The following is a 12,723-nucleotide window of genomic DNA, read 5'->3' on the forward strand; positions in this document are numbered from 1 at the left end:
CTACGGTAATGGTTAAGGTCTCATTGGCCTCTCCGGTTCCGGTTAAGGTAGGTGTAATATCATTGGTGGTAAAGGTATCTGCTGTTGGTGCAGTAGTGTCAATAGTCACTACTCCTGATCCACTGTTACCTCCTGCATCAGTAGCTACAACATCCAAAGTATCATTATCAGTCAAGACTGGTAAACTACCACTTGTAGGTACTGCAACTCCCGTATCAATACTCCAGTCTCCTGCTGCATCGGTCGTTACGGTATAGGTAACCTCTGGTGTACCATCTCCGTTTTCATCTACTGTAATCGTTAAGGTCTCATTAGCCTCTCCGGTTCCTGTTAAAGTAGGCGTAATATCATTGGTCGTAAACGTATCTGCGGTTGGTGCAGTAGTGTCAATAGTCACTACTCCTGATCCACTGTTGCCTCCTGCATCGGTAGCTACAACATCCAAGGTATCATCATCTGTCAAGACTGGTAAACTACCACTATCTGGTACTGCAACTCCCGTATCAATGCTCCAATCACCAGCAGCATCGGTTGTAACGGTATAGGTAACCTCTGGAGTACCATCTCCGTTTTCATCTACGGTAATCGTTAAGGTCTCATTAGCCTCTCCTGTTCCTGTTAAAGTAGGCGTAATATCATTAGTGGTAAAGGTATCTGCGGTTGGTGCAGTCGTGTCAATAGTCACTACTCCAGCTCCACTATTACCTCCTGCATCGGTAGCTACAACATCCAAGGTATCATCATCTGTCAAGACTGGTAAACTACCACTATCTGGTACTGCAACTCCCGTATCAATGCTCCAATCACCAGCAGCATCGGTTGTAACGGTATAGGTAACCTCTGGAGTACCATCTCCGTTTTCATCTACGGTAATCGTTAAGGTCTCATTAGCCTCTCCGGTTCCTGTTAAAGTAGGCGTAATATCATTAGTGGTAAAGGTATCTGCGGTTGGTGCAGTCGTGTCAATAGTCACTACTCCAGCTCCACTATTACCTCCGGCATCTGTAGCCACAACATCTAAAGTATCGTTATCTGTTAACGGTGGTAGGAATCCACTTGTAGGTACTGCAACTCCGGTATCAATACTCCAATCACCAGCTGCATCGGTTGTAACGGTATAGGTAACCTCTGGGGTACCATCTCCGTTTTCATCTACCGTAATCGTTAAGGTCTCATTGGCCTCTCCGGTTCCCGTTAAAGTAGGTGTAATATCATTGGTGGTAAAAGTATCCGCTGTTGGTGCAGTAAGATCAATAGTTACTACTCCTGATCCACTGTTGCCTCCGGCATCAGTAGCTACAACATCTAAAGTATCATTATCGGTTAATACAGGTAAACTACCACTATCTGGTACTGCAACTCCGGTATCAATACTCCAATCTCCTGCTGCATCTGTTGTTACGGTATAAGTAACCTCTGGGGTACCATCTCCATTCTCATCTACTGTAATCGTCAAGGTCTCATTAGCCTCTCCGGTTCCTGTTAAGGTAGGCGTAATATCATTAGTCGTAAACGTATCTGCTGTTGGTGCAGTAGTGTCAATAGTCACTACTCCTGATCCACTATTACCTCCGGCATCTGTAGCTACAACATCCAAAGTATCATTATCAGTCAAGACTGGTAAACTACCACTTGTAGGTACTGCAACTCCCGTATCAATACTCCAGTCTCCTGCTGCATCGGTCGTTACGGTATAGGTAACCTCTGGTGTACCATCTCCGTTTTCATCTACTGTAATCGTTAAGGTCTCATTTGCTTCCCCAGTTCCTGTTAAAGTAGGCGTAATATCATTAGTCGTAAACGTATCTGCGGTTGGTGCAGTAAGATCAATAGTCACTACTCCTGATCCACTATTACCTCCGGCATCTGTAGCCACTACATCCAAAGTATCATTATCCGTTAGCACTGGTAAACTACCACTTGTAGGTACGGCAACTCCGGTATCAATACTCCAGTCTCCTGCTGCATCGGTCGTTACGGTATAGGTAACCTCTGGAGTACCATCTCCGTTTTCATCTACGGTAATCGTTAAGGTCTCATTAGCCTCTCCTGTTCCTGTTAAAGTAGGCGTAATATCATTAGTGGTAAAGGTATCTGCGGTTGGTGCAGTCGTGTCAATAGTCACTACTCCAGCTCCACTATTACCTCCGGCATCTGTAGCCACAACATCTAAAGTATCGTTATCTGTTAACGGTGGTAGGAATCCACTTGTAGGTACTGCAACCCCGGTATCAATACTCCAATCACCAGCTGCATCTGTTGTTACGGTATAAGTAACCTCTGCAGTACCATCTCCATTTTCATCTACGGTAATCGTTAAGGTCTCATTTGCTTCCCCAGTTCCCGTTAAAGTCGGGGTAATATCGTTTGTTGTAAACGTATCTACGGTTGGTGCAGTCGTGTCAATAGTCACTACTCCTGATCCACTGTTACCTCCGGCATCTGTAGCTACAACATCCAACGTATCATTATCAGTCAAGACCGGTAAACTACCACTATCTGGTACTGCAACTCCGGTATCAATACTCCAATCACCAGCTGCATCGGTTGTAACGGTATAGGTAACCTCTGGGGTACCATCTCCGTTTTCATCTACCGTAATCGTTAAGGTCTCATTAGCCTCTCCGGTTCCTGTTAAAGTCGGGGTAATATCATTGGTGGTAAACGTATCTGCTGTTGGTGCAGTAAGATCAATAGTTACTACTCCTGATCCACTGTTGCCTCCGGCATCAGTAGCTACAACATCTAAAGTATCATTATCGGTTAATACAGGTAAACTACCACTATCTGGTACTGCAACTCCTGTATCAATGCTCCAGTCTCCTGCTGCATCGGTCGTTACGATATAAGTAACCTCTGGAGTACCATCTCCGTTTTCATCTACTGTAATCGTTAAGGTCTCATTAGCCTCTCCGGTTCCCGTTAAAGTCGGTGTAATATCATTAGTCGTAAACGTATCTGCGGTTGGTGCAGTCGTGTCAATAGTCACTACTCCTGATCCACTATTACCTCCGGCATCTGTAGCCACTACATCCAAAGTATCATTATCAGTTAGCACTGGTAAACTACCACTTGTAGGTACGGCAACTCCAGTATCAATGCTCCAGTCTCCTGTTGCATCAGTCGTTACTGTATAGGTAACCTCCGGAGTACCATCTCCGTTTTCATCTACTGTAATCGTTAAGGTCTCATTTGCTTCCCCAGTTCCCGTTAAAGTCGGGGTAATATCATTAGTCGTAAACGTATCTGCGGTTGGTGCAGTCGTGTCAATAGTCACTACTCCTGATCCACTGTTACCTCCAGCATCGGTAGCTACAACATCTAAGGTATCATTATCGGTTAATACAGGTAAACTACCACTATCTGGTACTGCAACTCCCGTATCAATACTCCAGTCTCCTGCTGCATCCGTCGTTACGGTATAAGTAACCTCCGGAGTACCATCTCCGTTTTCATCTACTGTAATCGTTAAGGTCTCATTTGCTTCCCCAGTTCCCGTTAAAGTCGGGGTAATATCATTTGTTGTAAACGTATCTGCGGTTGGTGCAGTAAGATCAATAGTCACTACTCCTGATCCACTATTACCTCCGGCATCTGTAGCCACTACATCCAAAGTATCATTATCCGTTAGCACTGGTAAACTACCACTTGTAGGTACGGCAACTCCAGTATCAATGCTCCAATCTCCTGTTGCATCAGTCGTTACTGTATAGGTAACCTCCGGAGTACCATCTCCGTTTTCATCTACGGTAATCGTTAAGGTCTCATTTGCTTCCCCAGTTCCCGTTAAAGTAGGCGTAATATCATTGGTCGTAAACGTATCTACGGTTGGTGCAGTCGTGTCAATAGTCACTACTCCTGATCCACTGTTGCCTCCTGCATCAGTAGCTACAACATCCAAAGTATCATTATCAGTCAAGACTGGTAAACTACCACTATCTGGTACTGCAACTCCAGTATCAATGCTCCAATCACCAGCAGCATCGGTTGTAACGGTATAGGTAACCTCTGGGGTACCATCGCCGTTTTCATCTACTGTAATCGTTAAGGTCTCATTGGCCTCTCCTGTTCCTGTTAAAGTCGGAGTAATATCATTAGTCGTAAACGTATCTGCTGTTGGTGCAGTAAGATCAATAGTCACTACTCCTGATCCACTGTTGCCTCCGGCATCAGTAGCTACAACATCTAAAGTATCATTATCGGTTAGCACTGGTAAACTACCACTTGTAGGTACGGCAACTCCAGTATCAATGCTCCAATCTCCTGTTGCATCAGTCGTTACTGTATAGGTAACCTCCGGAGTACCATCTCCATTCTCATCTACTGTAATCGTCAAGGTCTCATTTGCTTCCCCAGTTCCCGTTAAAGTCGGGGTAATATCATTGGTCGTAAACGTATCTGCTGTTGGTGCAGTAGTGTCAATAGTCACTACTCCTGATCCACTGTTACCTCCTGCATCAGTAGCTACAACATCCAAAGTATCATTATCAGTTAGCACTGGTAAACTACCACTTGTAGGTACGGCAACTCCCGTATCAATACTCCAGTCTCCTGCTGCATCGGTCGTTACTGTATAGGTAACCTCTGGGGTACCATCTCCGTTTTCATCTACTGTAATCGTTAAGGTCTCATTAGCTTCTCCGGTTCCTGTTAAGGTAGGCGTAATATCATTAGTCGTAAACGTATCTGCTGTTGGTGCTGTAAGATCAATAGTCACTACTCCTGATCCACTATTACCTCCTGCATCAGTAGCTACAACATCTAAGGTATCATTATCGGTTAATGGTGGTAGGAATCCGCTCGTAGGAACAACAACTCCTGTATCAATGCTCCAGTCTCCTGCTGCATCGGTCGTTACGATATAAGTAACCTCTGGAGTACCATCTCCGTTTTCATCTACTGTAATCGTTAAGGTCTCATTAGCCTCTCCGGTTCCCGTTAAAGTCGGTGTAATATCATTAGTCGTAAACGTATCTGCGGTTGGTGCAGTAAGATCAATAGTCACTACTCCTGATCCACTATTACCTCCGGCATCTGTAGCCACTACATCCAAAGTATCATTATCAGTTAGCACTGGTAAACTACCACTTGTAGGTACGGCAACTCCAGTATCAATGCTCCAATCTCCTGCTGCATCTGTTGTTACTGTATAAGTAACCTCTGGGGTACCATCTCCATTCTCATCTACTGTAATCGTTAAGGTCTCATTTGCTTCCCCAGTTCCCGTTAAAGTCGGGGTAATATCATTTGTTGTAAACGTATCTGCTGTAGGAGCCGTAAGATCAATAGTCACTACTCCTGATCCACTATTACCTCCGGCATCGGTAGCCACAACATCCAAAGTATCATTATCAGTTAAGACCGGTAAACTACCACTATCTGGTACTGCAACTCCGGTATCAATACTCCAATCTCCTGCTGCATCTGTTGTTACTGTATAAGTAACCTCTGGGGTACCATCTCCGTTTTCATCTACTGTAATCGTTAAGGTCTCATTGGCCTCTCCTGTTCCCGTTAAAGTAGGCGTAATATCATTGGTGGTAAACGTATCTGCGGTTGGTGCAGTCGTGTCAATAGTCACTACTCCTGATCCACTGTTGCCTCCGGCATCAGTAGCTACAACATCTAAAGTATCATTATCGGTTAATACAGGTAAACTACCACTATCTGGTACTGCAACTCCGGTATCAATACTCCAATCACCAGCAGCATCGGTTGTAACGGTATAGGTAACCTCTGGGGTACCATCGCCGTTTTCATCTACGGTAATCGTTAAGGTCTCATTAGCCTCTCCTGTTCCGGTTAAAGTAGGCGTAATATCATTTGTTATAAAGGTATCTGCGGTTGGTGCAGTAGTGTCAATAGTCACTACTCCTGATCCACTGTTGCCTCCGGCATCTGTAGCTACAACATCCAAAGTATCATTATCAGTCAAGACTGGTAAACTACCACTATCTGGTACTGCAACTCCAGTATCAATACTCCAATCACCAGCTGCATCTGTTGTTACTGTATAAGTAACCTCTGGGGTACCATCTCCGTTTTCATCTACTGTAATCGTTAAGGTCTCATTGGCCTCTCCTGTTCCCGTTAAAGTCGGGGTAATATCATTGGTGGTAAACGTATCTGCTGTTGGTGCAGTAAGATCAATAGTCACTACTCCTGATCCACTATTACCACCAGCATCAGTTGCTACAACATCTAAGGTGTCATCATCAGTTAACGGTGGTAGGAATCCACTCGTAGGAACAACAACTCCCGTATCAATGCTCCAGTCTCCTGCTGCATCGGTCGTTACGGTATAAGTAACTTCTGGAGTACCGTCCCCGTTTTCATCTACGGTAATCGTTAAGGTCTCATTAGCTTCTCCGGTTCCTGTTAAAGTCGGAGTAATATCATTAGTGGTAAACGTATCTGCTGTTGGTGCTGTAAGATCAATAGTCACTACTCCTGATCCACTATTACCTCCGGCATCAGTAGCTACAACATCTAAGGTATCATTATCGGTTAATACAGGTAAACTACCACTATCTGGTACTGCAACTCCAGTATCAATACTCCAATCACCAGCTGCATCTGTTGTTACTGTATAAGTAACCTCTGGGGTACCATCTCCGTTTTCATCTACCGTAATCGTTAAGGTCTCATTTGCTTCTCCAGTTCCTGTTAAAGTCGGGGTAATATCATTGGTGGTAAACGTATCTGCTGTTGGTGCAGTAAGATCAATAGTTACTACTCCTGATCCACTGTTGCCTCCGGCATCAGTAGCTACAACATCTAAAGTATCATTATCGGTTAATACAGGTAAACTACCACTATCTGGTACTGCAACTCCGGTATCAATACTCCAATCTCCTGCTGCATCGGTCGTTACGGTATAAGTAACCTCTGGGGTACCATCTCCATTCTCATCTACTGTAATCGTCAAGGTCTCATTAGCCTCTCCGGTTCCTGTTAAGGTAGGCGTAATATCATTAGTCGTAAACGTATCTGCTGTTGGTGCAGTAAGATCAATAGTCACTACTCCTGATCCACTGTTACCTCCTGCATCAGTAGCTACAACATCCAAAGTATCATTATCGGTTAATACAGGTAAACTACCACTATCTGGTACTGCAACTCCTGTATCAATACTCCAGTCTCCTGCTGCATCGGTCGTTACGGTATAGGTAACCTCTGGTGTACCATCTCCGTTTTCATCTACTGTAATCGTCAAGGTCTCATTTGCTTCCCCAGTTCCCGTTAAAGTAGGCGTAATATCATTGGTCGTAAACGTATCTGCTGTAGGAGCCGTAAGATCAATAGTCACTACTCCTGATCCACTATTACCTCCGGCATCGGTAGCCACAACATCCAAAGTATCATTATCAGTTAAGACCGGTAAACTACCACTATCTGGTACTGCAACTCCGGTATCAATACTCCAATCTCCTGCTGCATCTGTTGTTACTGTATAAGTAACCTCTGGGGTACCATCTCCATTCTCATCTACTGTAATCGTCAAGGTCTCATTAGCCTCTCCGGTTCCTGTTAAGGTAGGCGTAATATCATTAGTCGTAAACGTATCTGCTGTTGGTGCAGTTGTATCAATAGTTAAAGTCGCAGAATTAGAAGTAGTGGAAGAACAAATGTAAGATCCATCTGTTATAATTACCCGATATACATATCCATCTTCAGTTGCAGTTGCCCCCGTTAACGTTAATATTGCAGTATCACTACCCGTATAAATATCTACCACATTGGCCGGATCAATAGAGACAAAACCACCACCGCTTTGATCATCAACCTGCCATTGATATGTGTAATAATTTATATCTGGTTCTACCTCAAACGTTACAGAACCTACTCCATTAGTTGTTATGTTAGCTGGTTGTGTAGTTATCGTTGGTACGGTTCCGGCTTGTTGAAAGTCAAGCTGTGTATTATTTGTTGGTGCTATACCATCTGCATTAGCAGGAGCGGTATACGCTGCGGCCACCACTACTCCATTTGCATTTACTGTACCTGCTCCTACTGTTAACGGTTCTGCTGCAGTATTAGAAGGGTTATACACTCCGCCATCACCTCCATCGGCATTTGCATCGGCATAAGCTTCATTGGCATCACTACAACCATCACCATCACTATCTAGTGTTATATAATCCAGACTACCATTACTACCGGTATCTGTTGGAGTATTTCCTGCTCCGCCATTGGCAAAAGAAGGGACTCCGTTAGTAGCCATATTATTTGTATTGTTATTATCATCATTATGTCTACCTTCTTGTCCAACAGCTCCACTAAGAGTTCCCCCAGCTTCAATAACATCGTAGATTCCGTCATTATCAGAGTCTAAATCTAAATAGTTAGGAATCCCATCTGCATCTGTATCTGTATAACAAAATGAAATATCAGACAGCCATATGGCATGTGGAGATGGATCTCCTAACCCTGAAGTTTCATTATAAATGATTTCAATTTTATCAACATACTTACCTGCTAAAACAGTGACTTCATTTGCTGGATCATTAATTCCTGTATAAGTAGTGTTTGCGGTAAACTGATTTGTTCCAGTTAACGCCATAGATGAACCTATTGTAACATCTGTACCTACATTTAATATATAACGTACTCCTGCTGAATATAAATTAACAGTAACTTGTTCTGCATAAGTTGCTGTTAACCCAATATCTCCTATTTTAAATTCATCTAACACGATAGGTCTATCAAAGTTAATTGTCATTGTCGCCGGAGCGGCAATATGATCTTCATCTACATGCCATAAAAAATGTGATGCAGGGCCAAAAGCGAATAAAGAATTATTATGAGGTGCATAGCTTAATAGATCATCTGCATCATATGTACTAACTAATGGATCAATGTTAACATTTACTCCTCCGTATGTATTAGATGTTCCTGCTTGCAAATCTGTTAAATTTCCAAAATCACTTACCCAACTTATTGTATTTGTAGAAAAACACTCTTCACTATCCAAAATCCCATCATTATCATTATCCAAATCAACACCATCCTGAACACCATCATTGTCTGTATCAATGAAAATAAAAGTTGTCACTGTAGGATCATCCGGATCATTATCACCATCTGGATCTACATTAGTGGCATTATCAGGATCATCTGAAGTATCTGTTTCCAAATTTCCATTAACATCTACACTATTTACTGTTGCACTATTACTATAGCTTCCTGTATTAATATCTGCCTGAAGAAGTGTATATGTCCCCGTAAAAGTTGTATTGTCGGTTGCTCCCGAAGCTAAACTTGCTATTGTAGTACCACTAACAGTTATCCCCGAGTCTACAATTGTTACATTGGTTAATGTTGTTCCTCCAGTATTAGTTATAGTAAACACATAAGTGATTGTATCACCTGCATCCATAACACCATTTGAGTTTGTATCTGCATAAGTATCTGTCTTTAAAAGTGAAATATCTATCCACTCTCTCCAATTAGATTCTCCTCCTGGACTATCGGTATTAGGAAAAGGATTGGTTGCTGTTTGACCACCGTTTGTAGGATCTAAATTGGCATCATCTACATCAAAATTATCATCTAAACCATCGTTATCAGCATCTGATACTGCTGGTACAGTATCTGCAATACCATCATCATTAGTATCATATGCTTCTATAGTATCACTTTCATTATCGCCATCTGAATCTAAATCCAGATAATCTGGTACGGTATCACTATTAGGAGTACCGGCATCTGTATTTATAGGTATTAACGGAAATCCTCCCGAATTTATATCATAACGATCATCAATCCCATCGCCATCTGCATCGTTTAGTAAAGGAGCTAAATACCCTATAGTTGTCTGTGCTTCAATATTATCTACTATTCCATCATCATCTGCATCAATATCAAGATAATTATCATTACCAGAACCATCACTATTAGGAGTAGGAAGTGGTGTTCCTGTTGTAACTTCTCCTGCTCCACTACCACTATCTATATTATCAACAATATCTGCTAATCCATCACCATCTGCATCGGTAGGTACTCCTGTGCCGATAACACCATCATTATCGGGGTCAGTCCCCCCTGCTTCTATAACATCTAAGATACCATCGTTATCACTATCCAAATCTAAATGGTTGGAAATACCATCTCCGTCAAAATCAAATTGAGGTTCTACTACTCCGTTTACATTTCCTATTGTAAAATTATTATCATTATCATCAAGGTATGCTGGTATACCATCTCCATCAACATCCAAATTAGGTTCGCCTGCAGCTCCAGATTCATCTATATCCAAAATACCATCATCGTCATCATCAGGATCTCTGGCATCAGAAAGGCCATCTCCATCAGAATCTCTATCTCCAGATATTGTACTTATAAAAACTCCAGAATCTAATGTAGGATCACCTGTATCTGCAATTGCCATTTTAAATCGATACGTATTACCAGGTAGTAATCCAGAGAGTACTCCTGTTAATTGTTGTGTTATACCATTATACTCTGTAAATATTGTAAAAGGTCCGGGATTAGTATTACAGGCAGCAGCCGATGTGTCATGCCCATTATTAATATAAAAAGCAGAGTTTGTCAAATCTTCTGTAGTGGCATCGTCATTACATCCTACGAATCCTGCATTTATCGTATTTACCGCAACAGGACTTGTAGTTCCCGGCACTAAAGCTATATTCTGAGTACCAGTTATCCCGGGCCCAGAAATAAAAAATCCAAAAATATCATTGAATACACTTCCTACGTAGTCTGGATATTCATCAGATCCAAATTGATACACTACTTTTAAATCTGTAAATCCAGGTTCTAAAACTACATCAAATGAAAAGACAACCACATCATGTACCGCGGTTGCATCTATTGCAGTAATATCCGGATCGCTATAAACACCACCAGGAGCAAATGGTGGTACATCAATACTTGCTTCCACTCCAGAATTACTAGGCCATGCCGCATTACCATTACTACCAAATGCCTGAGTAGCACTACCTGTAGACATTAAAACCCCTCCGTCCAAAGAAAGATTAGCACCAGCTGTACCATTAGAAAATGTTGCTAACTGTGTACCTCTATCACCATTTTCGAGAGTGGCATTAGATAATCCTACTCCATCGCCATCTAATACACTTAACATAGCCGCATCGGTAGGGTTACCTACAAAGGTTGCCTGAGAATAAGAAAAATTACTTACTATCAAAAAAAGACCTAGTACCAGTACGGTTCTTTTTTGATTAATGTTTTTGGTCTGAAAAAAAGTAAAAATTTTCATAGGCTAGTTATAGTAAATTGGTTGTGTTATTATTTTGGAAAGATTTAAAGGAATTAGTATAGTTGTTTTTAGAAATATCGGATATACCTATATCTAAGCAAGTCTTATGATTTTGAAGAAATAAAGTTGTAGTTACCAAGGGTAATATGTTGTATATATATAAAAAGGAAATTATTCTTTTTATATCATGTAATAACCAGGTAAAATTCATCATATTTCTTTGTTTGGGGTATGGATAATGAAATAAAAAACTATAAAATCCAACAATTATATTTGGACAAAATTAACTTTTATTTTTGTTAAAAAAGTGAGAAATAGCGTCAAAAAGACCTTTTTTATCGACAAAAAGCTGTTTTATTTCGACGAATGGTTCTCTCTTCTACTAGCAAAATATCTTGTAATTTTTGTCATTAAGACGTAAACATCTCTTTTTATGAAGGTTAGATCCCGAAAGAAATCTATGAGCATATTTATCACTAAAATTGGTAGTAATTCCCCCTGTTTTTCTCTGTCTATTATGATAGTTTTTATGCTCTATAAATACCGAAGAAGTTTCTAAAAAGGAATATGCTATAAAAGAATATGTTCCCAATAAAATGGTAATCATTCCTGTTAAAAATAACGCTCTGTAATTAGGTAAGTTATCAACTTGCTTTTGAATGTAGCTCGTATAGCTATTCTGAATAAAAGAAGATATATCTTTTGATATAAAAAAAAGGAACCTCATAATGGTAGTTTAGTTTAAAATTATCGTTATTCAAATCCTAACAATTACTGGCTCGCCAAAAGTTTATAATTGCTGGATTGTTTTTTATATGTATTTACTATTGTTTATTCTTTATCTATTTTGATATTTTTTAGTGTGAAACGCTATTCACTTACTCATTAAAAATTTATGTGTATTTAATTTGGAAAGAAAAACATTAGAATGTAATTATACAATTTTAACAATAGTGTCATTAAGCATTAAAAAAGAAAGTACATCAGTAGATTATACAAGGAAATATATTTATCGAATGTAATTTTTTTATATACGCAACAATAATTTAAAAAATAATGACTTATACCATGTTTTTCTCAACATCATAAATTTATATATAAATCCTTAATTACAAATACATTAAAAACTCAAAATAAATATGGTTTTACCATAATTATAATCATGTAATTGGTTATTGATGTAAGAAAAAGATTAGATATGTAAGAAACTATAGTAGATGTCATTTCATTTACCCTTTGCATCTACTGAAACAAAATATTTCTATACAGTAAATTATAATGGTAAATAAATAGTATGATGTTATTTGATATGCTATGTAATTTTGGTTAAAAGAAACGAGGTGTTAGCATTCTGTTGTATTTTTTGAAGAGTTCGAATCTGAGAAATACCTCATAACTCCCATCATTAAATTGACTCTGACCTAACTCTGTCGTTTCTCGATCATAAGCAAAACCAATCATTAATGCATCCGAGATCTGAA

2 protein-coding genes and 1 pseudogene are annotated in these 12,723 nt (G+C 40.3%); all 3 read right to left on the bottom strand.

Going from position 1 to position 12,723, the window contains the following annotated elements; translation table 11 throughout:
• A partial coding sequence (locus DK441_RS09940; RefSeq protein WP_200822842.1) for a choice-of-anchor L domain-containing protein occupies positions 1-11,242 on the bottom strand: 11,242 nt, incomplete at its 3' end.
• A gap of 382 nt (positions 11,243-11,624) precedes the next feature.
• The gene (locus DK441_RS09945) at positions 11,625-11,969 is read right to left on the bottom strand and encodes a hypothetical protein (protein WP_109098605.1); all 345 of its coding nucleotides are present in this window, start codon (positions 11,967-11,969) and stop codon (positions 11,625-11,627) included.
• Between the two features lie 599 nt (positions 11,970-12,568).
• A pseudogene (locus DK441_RS27025) lies at positions 12,569-12,723 on the bottom strand (type IX secretion system membrane protein PorP/SprF); the annotation flags it as partial.

The sequence above is a fragment of the Aquimarina sp. AU58 genome (assembly GCF_900312745.1).
Taxonomy (GTDB): Bacteria; Bacteroidota; Bacteroidia; order Flavobacteriales; family Flavobacteriaceae; genus Aquimarina; species Aquimarina spinulae.

Coding starts and splice junctions, on each gene's coding strand:
- DK441_RS09945 (WP_109098605.1), bottom strand. CDS start 11,969: ATGAGGTTCCTTTTTTTTATATCAAAAGATATATCTTCTTTTATTCAG.